Annotated in this window: 16 protein-coding genes and 1 tRNA gene; 12 read left to right on the top strand and 5 right to left on the bottom strand. The window is 60.7% G+C overall.

What is annotated here, in order from left to right; all coding sequences use genetic code 11:
• Positions 1–272: 272 nt before the first annotated feature.
• Positions 273–2,120 carry a glutamine--fructose-6-phosphate transaminase (isomerizing) gene (gene glmS, locus DW195_RS07910; protein WP_035138734.1) on the top strand — a complete coding sequence of 616 codons (1,848 nt, stop codon included), beginning with the start codon at positions 273–275 and terminating at the stop codon, positions 2,118–2,120.
• Positions 2,121–2,238: 118 nt separating this feature from the next.
• Here the strand turns inward: glmS and DW195_RS07915 are convergent, their stop codons facing one another.
• Complete coding sequence (locus tag DW195_RS07915) at positions 2,239–2,940, bottom strand: GntR family transcriptional regulator (protein ID WP_233540843.1); 702 nt, start codon at positions 2,938–2,940, stop codon at positions 2,239–2,241.
• 193 nt (positions 2,941–3,133) lie between these two features.
• Here DW195_RS07915 and DW195_RS07920 point away from each other — a divergent pair, with 193 nt between their 5' ends.
• The 3 genes from DW195_RS07920 to DW195_RS07930 all read left to right on the top strand — a co-directional run bounded on the left by DW195_RS07920 (position 3,134) and on the right by DW195_RS07930 (position 6,312).
• A complete protein-coding gene (locus tag DW195_RS07920) occupies positions 3,134–4,168 on the top strand; it encodes a YeiH family protein (RefSeq protein WP_118206404.1) in 1,035 nt (344 codons plus the stop codon).
• Between the two features lie 266 nt (positions 4,169–4,434).
• Positions 4,435–5,652: a helix-turn-helix domain-containing protein gene (locus DW195_RS07925; RefSeq protein ID WP_118206405.1), complete on the top strand. Its 1,218-nt coding sequence runs from the start codon at positions 4,435–4,437 to the stop codon at positions 5,650–5,652.
• An 84-nt stretch (positions 5,653–5,736) separates the two neighbouring features.
• Positions 5,737–6,312 carry a hypothetical protein gene (locus DW195_RS07930; RefSeq protein WP_147356502.1) on the top strand — a complete coding sequence of 192 codons (576 nt, stop codon included), beginning with the start codon at positions 5,737–5,739 and terminating at the stop codon, positions 6,310–6,312.
• Positions 6,313–6,375: 63 nt separating this feature from the next.
• Here the strand turns inward: DW195_RS07930 and DW195_RS07935 are convergent, their stop codons facing one another.
• Complete coding sequence (locus DW195_RS07935; protein ID WP_117757849.1) at positions 6,376–6,897, bottom strand: nitroreductase family protein; 522 nt, start codon at positions 6,895–6,897, stop codon at positions 6,376–6,378.
• 295 nt (positions 6,898–7,192) lie between these two features.
• Between DW195_RS07935 and DW195_RS07940 the strand changes: the two genes are divergently transcribed.
• From DW195_RS07940 to DW195_RS07955, 4 genes are all read left to right on the top strand, one after another.
• On the top strand, positions 7,193–7,483 hold the full coding sequence (locus DW195_RS07940; RefSeq protein ID WP_055251737.1) for a hypothetical protein: 291 nt from the start codon (positions 7,193–7,195) through the stop codon (positions 7,481–7,483).
• A gap of 180 nt (positions 7,484–7,663) precedes the next feature.
• Positions 7,664–8,164, top strand: coding sequence for a MarR family winged helix-turn-helix transcriptional regulator (locus DW195_RS07945; protein WP_118206407.1), 501 nt, complete (start codon positions 7,664–7,666; stop codon positions 8,162–8,164).
• Positions 8,164–9,888, top strand: a complete 1,725-nt coding sequence (locus DW195_RS07950; protein WP_118206408.1) for an ABC transporter ATP-binding protein — start codon at positions 8,164–8,166, stop codon at positions 9,886–9,888. The genes DW195_RS07945 and DW195_RS07950 overlap by 1 nt, the downstream gene beginning before the upstream one ends.
• A 1-nt stretch (position 9,889) precedes the next feature.
• The gene (locus DW195_RS07955) at positions 9,890–11,905 is read left to right on the top strand and encodes an ABC transporter ATP-binding protein (protein WP_118206409.1); all 2,016 of its coding nucleotides are present in this window, start codon (positions 9,890–9,892) and stop codon (positions 11,903–11,905) included.
• 111 nt (positions 11,906–12,016) lie between these two features.
• Here the strand turns inward: DW195_RS07955 and cysE are convergent, their stop codons facing one another.
• Positions 12,017–12,721, bottom strand: coding sequence for a serine O-acetyltransferase (gene cysE, locus DW195_RS07960; protein ID WP_089573511.1), 705 nt, complete (start codon positions 12,719–12,721; stop codon positions 12,017–12,019).
• Between the two features lie 224 nt (positions 12,722–12,945).
• On the opposite strand from cysE, the gene DW195_RS07965 reads away from it, so the two are divergent.
• Positions 12,946–13,593 (top strand): DedA family protein, encoded by a 648-nt coding sequence (locus DW195_RS07965; protein WP_118206410.1) that lies wholly within the window; start codon positions 12,946–12,948, stop codon positions 13,591–13,593.
• 288 nt (positions 13,594–13,881) lie between these two features.
• Complete coding sequence (locus tag DW195_RS07970) at positions 13,882–14,934, top strand: branched-chain amino acid aminotransferase (protein WP_035138743.1); 1,053 nt, start codon at positions 13,882–13,884, stop codon at positions 14,932–14,934.
• Between the two features lie 434 nt (positions 14,935–15,368).
• Here DW195_RS07970 and DW195_RS07975 read toward each other — a convergent pair whose 3' ends face one another.
• Positions 15,369–15,920 (bottom strand): LemA family protein, encoded by a 552-nt coding sequence (locus DW195_RS07975; RefSeq protein WP_082421874.1) that lies wholly within the window; start codon positions 15,918–15,920, stop codon positions 15,369–15,371.
• A gap of 211 nt (positions 15,921–16,131) precedes the next feature.
• On the opposite strand from DW195_RS07975, the gene DW195_RS07980 reads away from it, so the two are divergent.
• Positions 16,132–16,716 (top strand): TetR/AcrR family transcriptional regulator, encoded by a 585-nt coding sequence (locus DW195_RS07980; protein ID WP_099432361.1) that lies wholly within the window; start codon positions 16,132–16,134, stop codon positions 16,714–16,716.
• Positions 16,717–16,719: 3 nt separating this feature from the next.
• Here the strand turns inward: DW195_RS07980 and DW195_RS07985 are convergent.
• Positions 16,720–16,809, bottom strand: a tRNA-Ser gene (locus DW195_RS07985).
• A 51-nt stretch (positions 16,810–16,860) separates the two neighbouring features.
• Between DW195_RS07985 and tadA the strand changes: the two genes are divergently transcribed.
• A complete protein-coding gene (tadA, locus tag DW195_RS07990; RefSeq protein ID WP_118206411.1) occupies positions 16,861–18,642 on the top strand; it encodes a tRNA adenosine(34) deaminase TadA in 1,782 nt (593 codons plus the stop codon).
• The last annotated feature ends 327 nt before the right edge of the window (positions 18,643–18,969 follow it).

The raw sequence follows: 18,969 nt of genomic DNA on the forward strand, positions 1-18,969 counted from the left end.
ACTAAGCCGGCTTCCGGAGCCCCAGATGTTACAGATCGAGATCTTTCGCTGGGACAGAGCGCCGCCCCGGTCCAAACCACCACAAAAGTGCCTGTCCCCATTGTGGCGGTTTGGACCGGCTGGGCATGTGTGCATCGGGTGGTATCTAAGTTGAGATACCACTTCTGGTATATCAGCTTGCGCTTGCGTGAGTACAATACTCGAACGTTATACGTCTCAGCGCCCCCTGTGCGTGGACGTCTTGCAGTCACGCGAACGAAGGGATTTATCCTATGTGCGGAATCGTCGGCTACACCGGCTCTGATATTGCAAAGAACATCCTGGTCACGGGCCTCAAGCGTATGGAGTATCGCGGCTATGACTCCTCGGGCGTCGCGCTCGAGGTGGGCGAGGGCGCCGCGGCGCACCTCGACGTCATCCGCCGCGTGGGCAAGGTTGCGGGCCTGGAGAGCGAGCTTTCCAACATCGACAGCGACGCTACCTGCGGTATCGGCCACACCCGTTGGGCGACCCACGGCAAGCCCTCCGTCGTTAACGCTCACCCCCACACCAGCTGCGACGGTCGTATCGCCATCGTCCACAACGGCATCATCGAGAACTTCGCCGAGCTGCGCGAAGAACTGGAGGGCCGCGGCCACCACTTTAAGAGCGAGACCGATACCGAGGTCTTCGCGCATCTGATCGAAGAGGCCTATGCCGAGACGCACGACCTGATGGCCTCCGTGCGCGAAGCGTGCACCCACGTGGTCGGTGCCTATGGTCTGGCCGCCGTGTGCGCTGACGAGCCCGGCGTGATCGCCGTAGCCCGCAAGGATTCCCCGATTGTGGTCGGCGCAGGCGAGACCGGCGCCTATGTCGCCTCCGACGTCATCGCGCTCATCGACGCCACCCGCGATGTTGTGGTGCTCGAGGACGGTCAGTTTGCCAAGCTCACGCCCGCAGGCGTCGAATACACCGACGAGGCCGGCAACGTCATCGAGCCCAAGGTCACCCACATCGACTGGGACCTGGACATGGCAGAAAAGGGCGGTTATCCCGACTTTATGCTCAAGGAAATCCATGAGCAGCCGCGCGTCGTGCGCGACACGCTGGTCGGTCGTATGACGCCGGCCGGCGAGCTCGACATCGACGAGCTGGGCCTTTCGCTCGAGGAGCTCAACGACATCGATCGCGTCTACGTGATCGCTTGCGGCACCAGCTATCACGCTGGCCTCATTGCTAAGAATCTCATCGAGGGCTGGGCTCGCATCCCCACCGAGGTGGAGGCGGCCAGCGAGTTCCGTTACCGCAATCCCATCATTACGCCGACGACGCTTGTCGTTGCCGTGTCCCAGTCGGGCGAGACGGCCGATACCCTTGCCGCCATTCGCGACGCGCGCATCAAGGGTGCCAAGGTCTTCGGCATCACCAACGTGGTGGGCAGCCCCGTGGCGCGTGAGAGCGACGGCGTCATCTACACCAAGGCCAACAAGGAGATCGCGGTCGCCTCGACCAAGAGCTTCATCGGCCAGGTCGTGAGCCTTACGCTTTTGGCCCTGCTGCTGGCGCAGGTCAAGTACCGCTTGACCACTAAGCAGGCGCGCATGCTGTTCCGCGAGCTTTCCGATACGGCCGAGCAGATCCAGTGGATTTTGGATACCCAGACCGAGGCTGTGCATGAGGCCGCCCTGCTGTGCAAGGACGCGCAGTCGGCGCTGTTCGTGGGCCGTGGCATGGGTGCCGCTATTTCCTACGAGGGCGCGCTCAAGCTCAAAGAGGTCAGCTACCTGCACGCCGAGGCCTACGCCGCCGGCGAGATGAAGCACGGCCCCATTGCCCTGATCGACCCGGGCTTCCCTGTCATCGCTGTGGCCACCAAGAGTGCCACCTACGACAAGACCGTGTCGAACCTCATGGAGTGCAAGGCGCGCGGCGCCAAGGTTATCGTCGTTGCCACCGAGGGTGACGAGGAAATCAACAAGATTGCCGACTGCATCATTCGTGTGCCGGCCGTCCGCGACGTGTTCAGCCCCATCACGGCGAGCGTCCCGCTGCAGTTGCTTGCCCGCGAGGTGGCCATCCTGCGCGGCTGCGACGTCGACCAGCCCCGTAACCTGGCAAAGAGTGTCACAGTCGAGTAGTTGGTTCCGCCGTTCTAACGACCAAGGCCCGGCTCCGCGTCATCAGACAGAGTCGGGCCTTTTTGTACGGAGAAACCACCACAAAGGTGCCTGTCCCCTTTGTGGTGGTTTTGGCAGGTTAGCGGAGCTTGCTGGTCTCGAAGTACTCGGGGAACTGGTCCAGAACCTCGGTTTGGTTGCGGAACATCATGTGCAGATGCTTGCTGACTAAAAAGCTCGCTTCGATGGGGTCGCGACCGGCGATAGCGCGGCGAATCTGCTTGTGCTCGTTCACGATGTCCCGATTGTCGAGAACCTGCGTGGCGGCGCGCAGCCAGCGGAAGCGCTCCAGGTCGGCATTGGTCTCTTCGAGCCACGACCAAACGGTGCTGCGACATGCGATGCTAAAAATCATGTGATGCATGAGGTTGTCGCTCAAAAAGAAGCCGATGCGATCCTCTTCGGCCATGGCTTTTTCCTGCAGCACGATGGCGCGGTCGAGCTGCTCGATGCCGGCCGACGTGGCTCGCGCACAGCACTCCACAATCACCTGCTTTTCCAGATGTTCGCGGATGTAGCAGGCACTCTCGGCAAGGGTGAGGTTGATGGGTGAGACGTAGGTGCCGCTCTGGGGCACGGTGCGCACCAGGCCTTCCTGCGCCAAGCGAACCAAAGCCTCGCGCACGGGCGTGCGCCCCATATCCAGGTCGTCGCAAAGTTGCTTGACGCCCAGCTTTTCGCCCGGCTTGTAGTCCAGGTAGACGATTTTGCGTCGAATGGTGTGGTAGGACTGGTCCTGTAGGCTCGTTTCCTGCTCGCCGACGTGCATCGATTCTTCCATAGCGCCTCGCAACTGTTCTATCAAACTCATATGTCAGTTGTTAATTATGCCGCGAATCAGCTCTCCGCGGTGGGTAATTCGGCTGTTGCCCAAGAACTATTGCGGCATCTTAGTCTGTGTTTGCGCAAGGCTGCGCTCAATGTTGCCGTATCATAAGCCGTCGCAAACGTGAAATAGAAAGAAGGAATCCCATATGCAACTGGCAAATATCGTACGCGAGCGCTGGAAGGGTGTCTTGTTCTGCCTGATCATCGCTGCCCCCGCGACGTTGCTCGGCAAACAAATTGAGGTGGTCGGCGGTCCGGTATTCGCCATCCTCTTTGGCATGGTCCTGGCGCTCGTCTTTCCCAAGAATCGTCGCGAACAGCTCGCCGCCGGCGTCACCTATACGTCTAAAAAAGTCTTGCAGTACGCGGTAATCCTGCTTGGCTTTGGCATGAACCTCTCGCAGATTCTGTCCAAGGGCGCCCAGTCGCTGCCGATTATCGTGGCGACAATCTCGACTTCGCTTGTCATTGCCTTTGTGCTCTGCCGCGTTATGAACGTGCCGGGTAAGATCGCGACGCTTGTGGGTGTGGGCTCGTCGATTTGCGGCGGTTCTGCCATCGCCGCGACCGCGCCCGTCATCGATGCCGACGATCGCGAGATTGCCCAGGCCATTTCGGTCATCTTCCTGTTTAACGTTATCGCGGCGCTCGTGTTTCCGACGCTCGGCGGTATGCTCGGGCTGACAGACGAGGGCTTTGGCCTGTTTGCCGGCACCGCCATCAACGACACCTCGTCCGTAACGGCTGCGGCGAGCGCCTGGGACAGCATGCATCCCGGCGCCAATGTGCTCGAGAGCGCCACGGTGGTCAAGCTCACCAGAACGCTGGCCATTATCCCCATCACGTTGGTCCTCGCATGCTGGCAGATGCATCTGGCGCGCAAGGCCGGCGGCGACGCTAAAAGCACGTTCTCGCTTAAACGCGCGTTTCCCATGTTTGTGCTGTTCTTTGTGCTGGCGAGCGTGATCACCACGGTGCTTCAGCTTCCCGCGTCCTTTACGGCGCCCATCAAGGAGCTTTCGAAGTTCTTTATCGTGATGGCCATGGCGGCTATTGGCTTTAATACCGATATCGTCGAGCTGGTCAAAAAGGGCGGCAAGCCCATCGCGCTGGGCTTTTGCTGTTGGATTGGCATTGCGTGCATGAGCTTGGGAATGCAGCACGTGCTGGGAATCTGGTAGAGAAGTAGCCAGTTTGCGTGTTGGCTGCTGGTGAGCGCATTCTCACGGTGGAGCGATAGGAGCTCTTGCGGGTATGGCTTGTCCGCAGGTTTATAGGTCCCGAAGAGCTCTTATCGCCCCGCCAGGATGGCGATGCGGGGCAACACCTATACTCGCAGGACGGCGCTCTCTGCCCTATAGTGTTTGGTGAGCAATATCGTTCAATTTTGAAACACTCGGTCGTACGACCGTCGGCGGCTGCACGTCGTCACGGACAGGGGCAAATCATGGATAGCGATGCCAAGCTGAACATCTTGACCGAGGCCCTGGCTGCTGCCGGGGCCTCGGCATTGGCAATCGATGCGCGTGGGGACGTCGCGATTTCGACCATGAATGACGCGGCGCTTGAGCGGGATGTGGCGGCTTTTGTTGCCGAACGCCTCGACCGTATAGGAGACGGCGCGCGTCTGGTTATGGGGCGTGCGGGTACGCGTCTGAGCCTGACCGTTCGCCCCACCGACAAAGAGGGCGGGGGCCTTTGGGTCGCCGTGGTCCGCGAGGTGCGCGGCGCCGCGGCGCATGCGGGCATCGAGTGGCTCAACGCCGACGAAGTTGAGGCCCGCTACGAATCGAGCGCGTACGGCATCGTTGAAGGTGCCGCTGCGGTAGCCGCACCGGTTGCCGAGAGCTATGCGCGCGGGGTGCCCCTTATGCTCGAGGGCGAGTTGGGCGCGGGCCAGGCCGAGATCGCCATGCGCCTCTATCTGGATGGCCCTTTTGCCGATCAACCCTTTGTTTCCGTCGCGCTCGATGAGCTCACCGAGCGCGGTTGGCGCCATGTGCTCAAAAGCGCCGAATCGCCGTTGTTCCAAACGGGGCTGACCCTTTGCATTGAGGGCTGGAACGCGGTTGGCCCCCAGCGCCTCCGCGAGCTCGTTTCCACGATGGCCGACACCGCGTTGGCGACGCGCTGCCATGTGGTGCTGACAGCGAATGACATGCCGGGCGGCGGCGAAAGTGATCAAGCCGCCTTTGTGACCGAGCGTTTCGCCTGCGCGGTGAGCGTGGCGCCGGCGATTGCCGAGCAGGGAGCCGCGTCGACAAAGGTTGCGCGCTATTTGGAATATCTCGCTGATGCATTTGGGACGGCAGCACCCACGCTGTCCGCCGCGGCGACGAAGGCGCTCGATGCTTACCGCTGGCCGCGCAACTATCTGCAGCTCCGCGAGGTCTCGGAACGACTGTATATATTGGTGGGGGCGGGCACGGTGGACCGCGCTGTGGCGGAGGAAGTGCTCGCCCAAGAGGACGTGATTAAGACCGCAACCTTTGGCGCCCCGACACTCGAAAGTGACCTGTATATCCTGCGACCGCTGGCCGATACCGAGCGAGATATCGCGCATCTGGTTGTAGATCATCTACACGGCAACCGAACCCGTGCGGCGGAGGTGCTGGGCATAAGCCGTACAACGCTGTGGCGCTTGCTGAAGGACGATGACCGTTGAGCGAGGCGCCCGTGACCGCGCGCGACGCGTGTGCTACAGTCCAAAGCGTTATTGTTTCGATTTGGTTACGGCGTGCGAGGGCATATGGCTGAGACTGCAAAACCGAGCCGCAGAAGACGGAGCGCCGCGCCGGTTAACCGACGCACGACATCGGTGACGTGGGGCAAACACGCCTCGGGATTTGATGGCTCGTTCAAGCGCACTAAATATGGCTATCCTTCGGCAAGCGCTCGCTTAGCCATGCAGGCCGAGTCGTCGCTGTGGGGCCGCAAGCGCGTGGTGGGCTCAAAGCTCAAGCACGACGGAACGCTCGGTTACATCAGCCGCGGGGCGGCTCGTCGCAGCGGGCTCAATCCCGCCGGCTGGCATCGCTACGTGCCGATCGTGGTCGTCGTTGCAGTGATCGTCATCGCATTCGCTGCGCTTGGCTACGCCGGCGGCGGCGCCAACTTGGACGCAATGTTTAAATCGCCCGAGCTCGCGCATGTAGGTACAGAAGTTGTCGAGGGCGCACAGACCCAGACGGGCGTCGCGCCCCAGCGCGGAATCGTTGCGGCGGCCTCCACCATCGCCGATGCGCAAAAGGACGAGGACGAACGGGGCGACGGCGCCGAAACGGCCCAGACGAACGAAACGACGACAACTCCATCGGCAAGATAAGTTGCGAGTGGGGTGGCTAAAATAGCCCCGTCCCAAATTAGCTACCCCTATGACGCTCCTGGGTTACCTTACGTAGACGACGTTGTCGCGGCGGGGTTTGGGCTCGGGTAGCGTGTCCTCGGCATAGCCCAGAATGCAGTGACCGACACCGCGCAGGCTGCCGTCGGCGGGCAGGCCCCAGCTGGCCAGTAGCTCCAGGCCCTCGGGCGAGTCAAAGACCTCATGCGCGCGGTGAATCCAGCACGAATCGACACCCAGTGCATAGGCGGCGTTGAGCAAGTTGCCCATGGCGAGCGAGCCGTCTTCCAGATGCGTGGGCACGCTGCGGTCAACCAGCACCACCACAACGGTCTTGGCACCATAGAAGGGGTCGCTGTTGCTGACCATGACCTGGGCGTTGAGCTGTGAGAGACGCTTGACGGTCGCGGGGTCGGTGACGGCGACAAACGTCACCGGTTGGCGGCCCATGCCGCTCGGTGCATATTGGCCAGCTTCGATAATACGTGCAAGCTTTTCGGCCTCGACGGGACGATCGCTGTATTTGCGGCAGCTGCGGCGGTGGATGAGCGCTTCGATAGTCTCCATGGTGTCTCCTTGTAGTGGCGTTGCAGATGCCCCGTTCATACCCGTCGGGCTCAAACGGTAGACGGTCAATTGCCCGGCCAAAAGGATAGATTCCAATTGGGAAAGTAGGTTTGCATAAAAGTACCTTCAGAATGTGACAAACAAATGGGATGGTTAAACGTTTTATCCCGTCTACCCTGCGGTTTTTTACCACTTGCCTAAATGACGAACGCATAACCTCTGATAAAGGTTTTACTAAAGGAGTACCAACGTTTATCAATGCGCCGTGGTGGCGCCGGGCCAGGAGGTAACTATCATGTTCCAGGCTGGAGATGTCGTCGAGACCGACTTCGAAGGATTTCTGAAGCTGCTGCGTTCCAAGACGCGCGCTTTTGTGACGATTGACGATCACGAGTACTACATCACGCACACCGATGGCTATTGGCGTGTTCAGGATTGCGAGGCCCTCAACGACAAGGGCCACTTTACTGACTGCTCCGAGCTGGTCAACACGGTCTGCGAGGTCGTCGAGCTGCCGTGGATTGCCGGCAAGAGCCTGCATGACAGCTTCTCGGGCGCTACGGTCTATGAGGCCGTCGCCGCCTAACAGGCAATAAAACCCGATTTTCACGTGACCGCTGGCGCCGCCCCCGCGCCGGCGGTCTTTTTCTGCCGATAGGCCATAAAAGTGCAGGCATTTGCGGAGAGCCTGTTGACGATAGTCAAAACTCGGACTAATCTAGAGATATAAATTGGTCAAAAATCGGACAATCGAATGGTGGGATAGATGGATAGTGCGGTTACGCTGGTCGACTTCGACCGGTTGCTCAATGGACTCGACCATATCTATTCGGAGTTCTCGCGCGCCTGCGGTCTTTCGGACTGCGCTTACTGGATGCTCGTCGATACCAGCACGGCGGGCGGCAGTATTGCCGTAAGCCGCCTGACGAGCGAATGGTTCTACAGCAAGCAGACCATCAACTCGGCCATTAAAACCTTGACGGCGCGGGACTTTGCAACGTTGGAGTTTGCCGAAGGCAGCCGTAAGAACAAGGTTGTGCGTTTGACCGAAGCGGGCATGCGGTTTGCCGAGCGTTATGCGCTGCCGGCGCTCAAGGCCGAGCAGCGAGCCTTTGGCGCGCTTGAGCCGTGTGAGCAACGCGAAATCATGCGCCTAATCGGAAAATTCTCTCAGGTGCTCGGCGATGAGTGCGATGCCTTTAAGCAACATATCGCTGCCGAGAGCCAGGCCGAGAATCAAGGTGAGGGGGAGTCGTGCGACTCTTAATGAGGTTTATGAAGCCGTATCGCAGGCTTGTCGCGGTGACGTTGTTGGTGCTGCTAATCGACAACGTTGGCACACTGCTGGTACCCACGATGTTGGCGAACATGGTCAACACCGGTATCACCACGGGCGATGTCGACTACATTTTGCGCAACGGTCTCTACATGCTTATCGCGACCGGCATGGCCAGCGGCGGCGCGGTGTTGGGCTGCTATCTTTCGGCGCGCCTGGCCGCCAACGTGGCCTGCGATATCCGCAATGCCGTCTACGACAAGTCGCTCGAGCTGTCTGCCAGTGACTTTGAGCGCTTTGGCACGGGTTCGATGATCACGCGCTCGCTCAACGACATCAACGTGATTCAGCAGGCGATTCTGCAGACCATTCAGCTGGTGCTGCCGGTGCCGTTCCTGGCGGTGGCAGGCATCATCTTCGCCTGGCTCATCGATCCGGCCATGGGCATGCTTCTGGGCGTCGTGGTTGCGATCGTGCTGGTTGCGGCGGTCTTTACGGTTGCCAACGCGGCTCCGATTTTTATGCGCTTGCAGAGCTTTATCGACCGTATGAACGTGGTGCTGCGCGAAAACATCGTGGGCGTGCGCGTCATCCGTGCGTTTAACAAGGAGCGTCGTGAGGAACAGCGCCTGGACGAGGTGTTTAGCGACTACGCCGCCAACGCCATCAAAGTCAACCATCTGTTTGTGGGCCTCGACAGCTCCACCTTCTTTCTGATGAATATCGCCGAGGTGGCGGTACTGTGGGTGGGCGGCAACCGCGTGGGCGCCCACGCCATGCAGATCGCGAGCATCTCGGCGGTGCTGGAGTACGCGCTTCTGATCCTGTTCTTTGTGATGATGGCCCAGATGGTGGTGCTGACGCTTCCGCGTGCCGCCGCATGTCTGAACCGCGCACAGCAGGTGCTGGAGATTAAGCCGAGCATCGTCGATGGCCAGCGTACGCTCGATGCGGCCGCGTCCGACTCAAAGGACGGGGCCGATGCGGTCGCCGTGTTCGATCACATGTCGTTTCGCTTTGACGATGCCGACGAGGACACCCTGTGCGACCTGAGCTTTGCCTGTCGTCGCGGGCAGACCACCGCGATCGTGGGCTCGACCGGTTCGGGTAAGTCGACGGTGGCAAAGCTCTTGCTGCGTTTTCACGATGCCACGAAGGGCGCCATTCGCCTGGACGGTGTTGACCTGCGCGACCTTTCGCAAGACGAGATTCGCGGGCGCATTGCCTACGTCCCGCAGAAGGCATGGCTGTTCTCGGGCACCGTGGCAAGCAATTTGCGCTTTGGCAACGAAGACGCGACCGAGGCCGATATGCTCCACGCGCTCCAGGTTGCCCAGAGCACCTTTGTGCTCGATCAGCCGCAGGGGCTCGATACCCCGGTAGCGCAGGGTGGCACGAACTTTTCGGGCGGTCAGCGCCAGCGCCTGGCCATTGCCCGCGCGCTCATGAAGCGCGCCGACCTGTATATCTTCGACGACAGTTTTTCGGCCCTGGACTTTAAGACCGATGCGGCACTGCGCCATGCGCTGCAGGAGGAGACGCGCGACGCTGCGGTGCTCATCATCGCGCAGCGCATCTCGACGATCTTGCATGCCGACCAGATCGTGGTGCTCAAGGACGGCGAGGTCGTGGGCCTGGGCACGCACGACGAGCTCATGGAAACCTGCGAGGTGTACCGCGCTATCGCGGAATCGCAGATGAAGGGAGGTGAGTAGCATGACCGAGGAGCTCAAGAAGTGCGGTGACGCAATCGATTCGAACGCTGTGGACGCTGGCGAGAAAACGGTCGAGCAGGCTGCCGCGTCGACCGAGCTGGATGACGCCGCCAGGGCTGCGGCCGAGCGCGAGGCTCGTCGCCAGGCGCTGTACGAGGAAAACGAGCGTGCCGAGGACGAACGTGCCCGTGCCGAGGCAGAGCGCATGCGCGATGTTGACGACGAGGACGAGGACGAGACGCCCCGCGACACCTGGGCGACGGTGCGCCGCCTGTGGAGCGAGGCCGCCGGCGACCATTGGCGTTTCTATATCGTGTTCGCGAGCATCGTGTTCTATGCCATCTTTAACACCGCGGCGCCGGCCTACAGCGCCCGCGTGATCGATGAACTGTGGGGGCACATGAAGGTGGCGTTTGCCAACAACACTACCTTCAGCATTACCTGGGAGAACTGCGGCAGGACCATCTTCATCTACTTTATGATCTGGACCGCCGCCGCCTCGTTCTACGCACTCCAGAGCTTTTTGATGTCGAGCGTTGCCGAGCGCCTCAACCTGCGCCTACGCAACCGCATCGCACAAAAGCTCAACCGTCTGCCGCTTGCCTACTTTGACGCGCATCGTCCCGGCGAGGTCGTCAGCCGTGCGACCAACGACTTGGACAAGATGTCCGAGAGCATGCAGCGCGGCTTGCTGCAGCTTCTGGTGTCGATCGGTACGGTTGTGGGCGCTGTGAGCATGATGTTTGTGTTCAGCGTCGAGCTCACGCTCGTCTTTTTGGGCTTTACGGCGGTGTCGCTGCTGGTGACCAAGGTAGTTTCGCGCCGCACGCATGACGTGACGGGCGAGCGCCAGGAGTGGGTGTCCAAGATTACGAGTGCGGTCGAGGAGGGCTATTCGGGCCGCCTGGTGATTCGCGCGTTCAACCGTGAGCGCCAGAGCTCGGCCGAGGTGCATGAGGCTTCGAACGAGTTGGCGCGCGTGAGCACCAAGGCCGACTTTATGATTAACGCCGTCGGCCCTGCGGTGCGCTTTATCGGCCGTTTGGCGCAGATCGTGATTGCGCTGGTGGGCTGCAGCATGCTGGTTGCCGGGCATATGACCGTCGGCGTGTTCCAGGCGTTCTTCCAGTTTATCTACGAGGCGTCCGAACCCATGACGCAGTTGTCGTTTACCTTTAACTCGCTGCAGAGCGCGCTGGCGAGCGCAGAGCGCGTGTTCGACCTGCTCGATGAGCCCGAGATGGAGGCCGATCCGCAGCCGGGCGAGGCTGCCAAGCTGCCGGGCAAGGTGGAGGGCCGCGTCGCTTTTGAGCACGTGCGCTTTGGCTATGCGCCCGACAAGCCGCTCATGCGCGACGTGTCGTTTGCCGCCGAGCCGGGTCAGAAGATCGCCGTGGTGGGAACCACGGGTGCGGGTAAGACCACGCTCATCAATCTGCTCATGCGCTTCTACGAGATCGACGGTGGCCGCATTACCCTCGACGGTGTGGACACGAGCCGCATGGACCGCGGCGAGCTGCGCCAGCAGTTTGGCATGGTGTTGCAGGACGCCTGGCTGTTCGATGGCACCATTGCCGAGAACATCGCCTACGGCTGTCCCGAGGCGACGCGCGACGAGATCGTGGCAGCTGCGCGCGCCGCGCAGGTCGACTTCTTTGTGCGCACCATGCCGCAGGGTTATGACACGCGGGTGGCCAACGATGCCGAGAGCATTAGCCAGGGTCAGCGCCAGCTGCTGACCATTGCGCGCGTGCTGCTCAACAACCCGGCGATCCTCATCCTGGACGAGGCGACGTCGAGCGTGGACACGCGCACCGAGCTTGCCATCGGCCGCGCCATGGACGCGCTCATGCGCGGGCGCACGAGCTTTGTGATCGCGCACCGTCTGTCGACGATCGTCGATGCCGACCTCATCCTGGTCATGGATCACGGCAATATCATCGAGCAGGGTACGCACAAGGAGCTGCTGGCTGCCGAGGGCGCTTACGCCGACCTCTACCTAAGCCAGTTCGCATAAGGTGACAAAGGGGCAGTCCCGCATGTCGCATCGAAAAGAAGGCGCGCCGGGGGCGGATTCCCTGGCGCGCCTTTTGTGCTGGCGTTCATGCTGTGGCGGCTGCCCACGGCCCTAGCGCTCGTCCACGAGCTTGGCGACGAGGGCTTTGAGCTCGGCCACCTCTCGCTCGAGTTCCTTGACGCGACGGGCGTTTTCGTTGATGCCCTGGCGGTTGAGGGCGCTCTGCTCGGCGGCATCGTCGGGCATGTACTCGCGATGCTGCTTGGCGTCGAAGCTCTCCTCGAACACGCGGCAGCCGTTGCGCTTGATGATGCGCCCGGGCACGCCCACGACGGTGCAGTTGTCGGGCACGTCCTTGACGACGACCGAGTTGCCGCCGATCTTGACGTTGTCGCCAATGTGGATGTTGCCAAGCACCTTGGCGCCCGTGCCCACCGTGACATTGTTGCCCAGGGTGGGGTGGCGTTTGCCGGTCTCGTTGCCGGTACCGCCGAGCGTGACGCCTTGGTAGAGCACGCAGTTGTCGCCCACAATGGTGGTCTCGCCGATGACGACGCCCATGGCATGGTCGATAAAGAAGTGCTTGCCGATCTGTGCGGCAGGGTGAATCTCGACGCCGGTGATATGGCGGGTGATTTGCGAGAGCACGCGGGCGAGCGAGCGGTGGCCATGTTCCCAGAGCCAGTGCTCGGGCACGTGGTTCCACTTGGCGTGCAGGCCTGGGTAAGAAAGGAAGATGACTAGGCCGTTTTGCGCGGCGGGGTCCTGCGCCTGGACGGTCTTGATGTCCTCGCGAATGGTATTGATAAAGCTCACCGGCCGCCCTCCCTTAGCGCCGCGACAATGCAATTCAATAAAGTATAGCGATTCGCTAGGGATTAAGAAGGGCGATCTTGCTTTGCTTTGGGCGACAAGTGTCAGTTATGCAAACTTGCTGGTAATGGAGTCATGCTTTTGTGGGGTTGCGCACGAGGGGGCGCCGCAACCGTATACTGGTCAACTTGGACGTGTCCGCGCCCACAACTGAGAGGTTTAGCTTCATGGGTTTCATTAATTTTATCGCCGAGCTGCTCAAGGACCCGCGCACCGCGATCGCCAGTTGGATCGCCGCCGGCCCGCTTATGGCCTACGGCTGCGTGTTCCTGATCATCTTTATCGAGACGGGCGTGGTGTTCTTCCCGTTCCTTCCCGGCGATTCGCTGCTGTTCGCCTCGGGCTTCTTTGCCCACAACGGCGGCTTTAACATCGTGGCGCTTCTGGCCACCGCATGGGCCGCGGCCATCCTGGGCGATCAGTGCAACTTTATGATCGGTCACTTCTTTGGCAAAAAGATCATCGCTTCGGGCAAGGTCAAGGCCATGACGCCCGAGCGCATTAAAAAGTCCGAGGACTTCTTGGACAAATGGGGCCACCTGGCCATCTTCCTGGGTCGCTTCTTTCCGTTTATCCGCACCTTTGTGCCTTTTATCGCCGGCATGGGCGGCATGCACTGGCGCAACTTTGTCATCTTTAACGTGCTGGGTGGCATTACCTGGTCGACGGTCTTTACGCTGCTGGGCTACTTCTTTGGCGGCATCCCCTTTGTGCAGGAGCACTTTGAGCTGCTGATTATCGGCATCGTCGCCGTGTCGATTATCCCGACCGTGGTCGGCCTGGTTAAGGCAAAGCTGGGCAAAAAGAACGCGTAGCTCGAGCCAGCACACAAACCGTGCAGTTGAGGCCCGTCACCGCTTACGGTGGCGGGCCTTTTTGCTTCGGTCAAATGAAAATACTTTAGTTAGTTAAAGAAAAACGTTTTATCCGATGCGTGTGCGGAGTACAATCTCGTGCATGCGAATCGACGTGCCATCGGCTTCGATGCCGTTCGCGTGTCCCGTCCGGCTCTACGCTCCGGGCGTGCGACGTTGCGACGCGGTCGGCCTCGGTCCTTGCGTACGAGTTCGCGAGTTTGCAACTGTGTATGTAAGGAGCGACATATGACTGTCGAGAAGAAGGATATCGATTGGGGTAGCCTCGGCTTTGGCTACATGAAGACCGATTACAGCTACGAGGCCCATTGGAAGGACGGCGAGTGGGACGAGGGTGGCCTGACCACCGACCACACCCTGCACGTCTCCGAGTGCGGTGGCATCTTCCATTACTGCCAGGAGGTCTTTGAGGGCCTGAAGGCCTACACCGCCGAGGACGGCAGCATCGTCTGCTTCCGTCCCGACATGAATGCTGAGCGTATGTATAACTCTGCCCAGCGCCTCGAGATGCCGCCGTTCCCCAAGGACAAGTTTGTTGAGGCCGTCAAGCAGGTCGTTTCTGCCAACGCCGCTTGGGTTCCGCCCTTCGGCTCTGGCGCAACCCTGTATGTGCGTCCGTTTATGATCGGCTCCGGTGACGTGATCGGCGTGGCTCCCGCTCCTGAATACACGTTTCGCATTCTCGTGACCCCGGTCGGTCCGTACTTTAAGGGCGGCCTTAAGCCCGTCAAGCTGCGCGTTTCCGAGTACGACCGCGCCGCACCGCACGGCACCGGCAACATCAAGGCCGGCCTCAACTACGCCATGTCCCTGAAGCCCACGATGGAGGCTCACCGCGAGGGTTATGCCGAGAACCTGTATCTCGACTCCGAGTCCCGCACCTATGTCGAGGAGACCGGTGGCGCTAACGTCCTGTTCGTGAAGGAGGATGGCACCCTCGTCGTTCCGCAGTCGCACACCGACTCCATCCTGCCCTCCATCACCCGCCGTTCGCTCGTTCAGGTTGCTCAGGACCTGGGCATGACCGTCGACCAGCGTCCCGTCGAGTGGGCCGAGGTCAAGGCCGGCACCTTTGTGGAGTGCGGCCTGTGCGGCACCGCTGCCGTCATCTCCCCGGTTGGTGAGATCGACAACAAGGTCTACGGTGCCGACGAGACTGTGACCTTCCCGGCTGGCTACACCGAGATCGGCCCCGTGATGAAGAAACTTCGCGAGACCCTGACGGGCATCCAGTCTGGTGCTGTTGAGGATAAGCACAACTGGGTTTACACCGTCGCGTAATTTGTCTTATCCGCCCTGCGGGCTCGGCGATGTCACAACGAACAATAATTAATCTGAATTAAAGATGGTGCGCGGCCTTTTAGGCCGCGCTTTTGTTTTGCGTCGCGCCATGTGGGGGTGGTGGCGACGTGCATTTTTGCGAGTATTCTGCAATCGAAGGCTCCTGTATACCGTCGTTCGGGCAAAAATCCGTGCTTGTCGATGCTTTTCGCGAATAATAGGCGGTGTTATGGGCTGCTGGGTCTCAGGCTGCAGGGGTATTCGCTATCTAACGCCTCTGCTGCGGAGCCCAAAGCTCTTGGCTGTGCTGAATACTCCCAAAAATGCACGGCGCCTTGAGGGGGACCTTCGCGACAAAGGAAACCGCCCCGTCGAAGTATGCATTCGACGGGGCGGTTTATGCATATACCCGATTTGGATGCGCTGCCAACCTATTAGAACTTGACGGTCGGTGCCTGGCGGGCTGCCTCGGCTGCCTCAAAGCCCTGGCGCTCCTTAAACTGGAAGATGCCGGCAAAGATGACAGCCGGGAACGTCTGAATGGCGTTGTTGTAGCTGAGCACGCAGTCGTTGTAGCTCTGGCGTGCATAGCTAATCTTGTTCTCGGTATCCTCGAGCGACGCCTGCAGCTGCGTAAAGTTGGTGTTTGCCTTAAGGTCGGGATAGGCCTCGGCTACGGCGAAGAGCTGGCGCAGCGCACCGGTCAGCACGTTGTCGGCTTCCATCTTGGCCTCGGGCGTGGTGGCCTTGACAGCGGTGTTACGCGCGCTGATCACGGCGGAGAGCGTCTCCTGCTCGTGCTTGGCGTAGCCCTTGACGGTCTCGACCAGGTTGGGGATCAGGTCGTTGCGGCGCTGCAGCTGCGTATCGATGTTCTGCCAGGCGTTATCGATGCGGTTGCGCTTGGTGACCATGTTGTTGTAGATGCCGGCGATGGCGCAGACAATCACAATGACAACAACGATGCCGATGATGACGGTAATCATGATGTCTCCGTTTCGAATGGCCGCGGCGGCATGCGCCAGCTGCCGTTGGTATAACGCTACTAGTATACCCGCAACGTTTTGCCGTGCCGAACTTTCCGGTAAGCGTTGTGTTTTCGGCGGGGTCGGCACCGGGGTAAAACGCGCGAGGTACAGGTGTAAGATATGCGACAGATTGACGAGTGTTGTCTTTGCCTTGAGGATGGCGATACCAGTGGACCTTCGCATTAAGAAAACCTACCGTGCCCTGTTCGATGCTTTCACCGAGCTTCTCGAGGAGCATCGTTTTGAGGACCTGACGGTTGCCATGCTGTGCGACCGCGCCATGATTCGCCGCACGACGTTCTACAAGCACTTTCGCGACAAGAACGATTACTTTGCCTTTTATATCGATGAGCTCATGTCCGGCTTGCCGCAAAAACAGCCCGATGAGGCCGGCACAGTGTCTGCCGAGGACGTGCGCGCGCTTCGGCACGCGATTTTGGACGATGCCATGGACCTGATTCTGGCCCATGAGCAGCTCATGGACAACATTTTGGCGAGCAGCATGTCGGGAATGCTGACCAACGTTATTTGCGACCGTATTGCCCGCTCCATCCGCGAGCGTGTGATGAACGTGCTTGCCGAGGATGCCCTGGCCCCCGTGTCACTCGAGACGACGTCTGAGTTTGTCGCCGGCGGTATTATTCGACTTTTCACGATATGGTGGGAATCGGGCCACGATCTTGAGCGTCGACCTGAGATGGCCGACGTGGTCGATGCGCTGTTTGAGCGGACCATGACACCGGTGCATCACTAAAAGTGGCGGAGAGAGGGGGATTCGAACCCCCGGAACGCTCTCGCGCTCAACGGTTTTCAAGACCGCCGCATTCAACCGCTCTGCCATCTCTCCGTGAGTCGTAATGATAGCATCGTTTTGAATTTGCAACAGGGAAGGCGAACGATGACGAGCACCGAAATCGACGAGAAGTTCATGCGCGAGGCGTTGGCGGAGGCGCGCGCCGCCGCGGCGGTGGGCGAGGTGCCCATTGGCGCTGTGGTGGTGCGCGCGGGTGAGATTGTCGCGCGGGCGCATAATCGTCGTGAGCTCGATCAGGACCCTTCGGCGCATGCAGAGTTCGCGGCCCTGTGCGCTGCCGCTCGGTCGCTCGGTCGCTGGCGCCTTTCCGACTGTACGGTCTACGTGACGCTCGAGCCCTGCTGCATGTGTGCGGGGCTTATGGTTAACGCGCGCGTAGGACGCTGCGTGTATGGCGCGGCTGATGCCAAGGCGGGCGCTCTGGGTTCGCTGTATGACCTGAATGCCGATTCGCGCCTGAATCATCGGTTTAACGTGACCGCCGGCGTGCTGGCAGACGAGTGTCGTGAGGTGTTGAGCAGCTATTTTAGTAGGCTGCGTGGAGCAGGCGGCGCTGATTGCGGTTGCGGGGCCGATCTTGAAGCGCACGTCGCTCACGCCGCAGCGCTTGCGGGTGCCGCTGAGGATGCTGGCACGGCGGTTGACTTTGGTCCTGCGTGCCGCCGTCCCCGCCGTGTGCTGCTGGCGATCGACTCCTTTAAGGGCAGCGTATCGAGTGCGCAGGCGGAGGCCGCGGTTGCCGAAGGCATGCGCCGTGTGTGGTCCGATGCCCAGGTGGCCGCGTTGCCGCTGGCGGATGGTGGCGAGGGGACACTCGATGCCGTTGCCGCGTGCGGCGGTGAGATTGTGACCTGCGAGGTGGCAGGTCCCTTGGGCAAGCGCGCGTCTGCCCGGATGCTGGTTGATGCCGAGCGCGAGTCTGCGGTCATCGAGATGGCCGAGGCGGCCGGCATTGGGTGCTCGCCTTGCACGGAGTCGTCGGCGCTGGCTGCTACAACATATGGCGTGGGCGAGCTCATGCTTTGCGCGGTTCGCACGGGCGCAAAGACACTCTATATTGGTCTGGGCGGCAGTGCCACCAACGACGGTGGCGCCGGCATGCTGCAGGCGCTGGGCGCGCGTGTGGTCGATGACCAAGGCTGCGATGTCGCCCCCGGTCTTGCCGGCCTTGAGCAGGTGGCGAGCGTTGATTTGGCGCCAGCGCTGCAGGCTTTGGATGGCGCTCGTATCGTTGTGCTTTCGGATGTTGAGAATCCGCTCGTAGGGCGTCGCGGCGCGCTTGCGGTGTTCGGCGGACAGAAGGGTCTGCCGACGGGCGACGTCGAGGCACTGCGCAGGTACGACAGTTGGATGGTCGGCTACGGTCGTCTGCTCGATGCGGCGATTGCCGGAGCTCGAGCCCAGGGGTTGTTGCGCACACCCGAGGGCGCACGGACATTTGGCTCGGTGCTCGGCGTGCCTGGCGCGGGCGCGGCAGGTGGTTTGGGTGCCGCGCTGCTGGCGCTCGGTGCGGAGCTGTGCTCGGGTGTGGAGACGGTGCTCGATCTGATTGGGTTTGACGAGTGCGTGCGCGATGTCGACCTGGTCATTACAGGCGAGGGCAATATGGACGAGCAATCCGCCGCCGGTAAGGCACCGGCGGGCGTGGCCCGCCGTGCGAAGCGATATGGCAAGCCGGTAGCCGCCGTCGTGGGCGGTCGTGCCGACAACCTGGATGCGGTGTGCGAGCAGGGCATCGACCTAGTGCTGCCGATATGCCGCAAGCCCATGAGCCTTGACCAAGCGCTCGATCCCCAGGAAGCCACAACCAACCTCATCTGTGCCGGCGAGGCAGCTGCCCAAGCCTGCGACCTCGCTCGCCTCTAAAACCCATCCCCTCGATAAGTTGCGGTGAAATACGGAGTGTTTTTGCCTTTAAGGGGCCAATTCAGTCCGTATTCCACCGCAACATCGAGAATGGCCAACCGAGGCTGGCCGTCTTGTGCCTCGGGTCGGACCGTCTGCCATGAAATGCGGCAATCTACTACGTTTAACGGAACACCCTCGACCATCCAGGATTTCGTGAAATTAAAACTGCAGGTAGAAAGCTTGCCGATTTTCGAAAAAGCCGGCTATGGTTGACCCATGCAGCCTAAACGTAGTAGATAGGCCCTTTTCGTGGCGCAGCGTCAGGCTGGTCTATTTGGGGCTAGA

It is taken from the genome of Collinsella sp. AM17-1 (genome assembly GCF_003470665.1).
Classification (GTDB): domain Bacteria; phylum Actinomycetota; class Coriobacteriia; order Coriobacteriales; family Coriobacteriaceae; genus Collinsella.

Excerpts from the sequence above, each read along its gene's own strand:
- glmS (WP_035138734.1), top strand. The coding sequence starts at position 273 with ATGTGCGGAATCGTCGGCTACACCGGCTCTGATATTGCAAAGAACATC.
- DW195_RS07915 (WP_233540843.1), bottom strand. The coding sequence starts at position 2,940 with ATGGAAGAATCGATGCACGTCGGCGAGCAGGAAACGAGCCTACAGGAC.
- DW195_RS07920 (WP_118206404.1), top strand. The coding sequence starts at position 3,134 with ATGCAACTGGCAAATATCGTACGCGAGCGCTGGAAGGGTGTCTTGTTC.
- DW195_RS07925 (WP_118206405.1), top strand. The coding sequence starts at position 4,435 with ATGGATAGCGATGCCAAGCTGAACATCTTGACCGAGGCCCTGGCTGCT.
- DW195_RS07930 (WP_147356502.1), top strand. The coding sequence starts at position 5,737 with ATGGCTGAGACTGCAAAACCGAGCCGCAGAAGACGGAGCGCCGCGCCG.
- DW195_RS07935 (WP_117757849.1), bottom strand. The coding sequence starts at position 6,897 with ATGGAGACTATCGAAGCGCTCATCCACCGCCGCAGCTGCCGCAAATAC.
- DW195_RS07940 (WP_055251737.1), top strand. The coding sequence starts at position 7,193 with ATGTTCCAGGCTGGAGATGTCGTCGAGACCGACTTCGAAGGATTTCTG.
- DW195_RS07945 (WP_118206407.1), top strand. The coding sequence starts at position 7,664 with ATGGATAGTGCGGTTACGCTGGTCGACTTCGACCGGTTGCTCAATGGA.
- DW195_RS07950 (WP_118206408.1), top strand. The coding sequence starts at position 8,164 with ATGAGGTTTATGAAGCCGTATCGCAGGCTTGTCGCGGTGACGTTGTTG.
- DW195_RS07955 (WP_118206409.1), top strand. The coding sequence starts at position 9,890 with ATGACCGAGGAGCTCAAGAAGTGCGGTGACGCAATCGATTCGAACGCT.
- DW195_RS07965 (WP_118206410.1), top strand. The coding sequence starts at position 12,946 with ATGGGTTTCATTAATTTTATCGCCGAGCTGCTCAAGGACCCGCGCACC.
- DW195_RS07970 (WP_035138743.1), top strand. The coding sequence starts at position 13,882 with ATGACTGTCGAGAAGAAGGATATCGATTGGGGTAGCCTCGGCTTTGGC.
- DW195_RS07975 (WP_082421874.1), bottom strand. The coding sequence starts at position 15,920 with ATGATTACCGTCATCATCGGCATCGTTGTTGTCATTGTGATTGTCTGC.
- tadA (WP_118206411.1), top strand. The coding sequence starts at position 16,861 with ATGACGAGCACCGAAATCGACGAGAAGTTCATGCGCGAGGCGTTGGCG.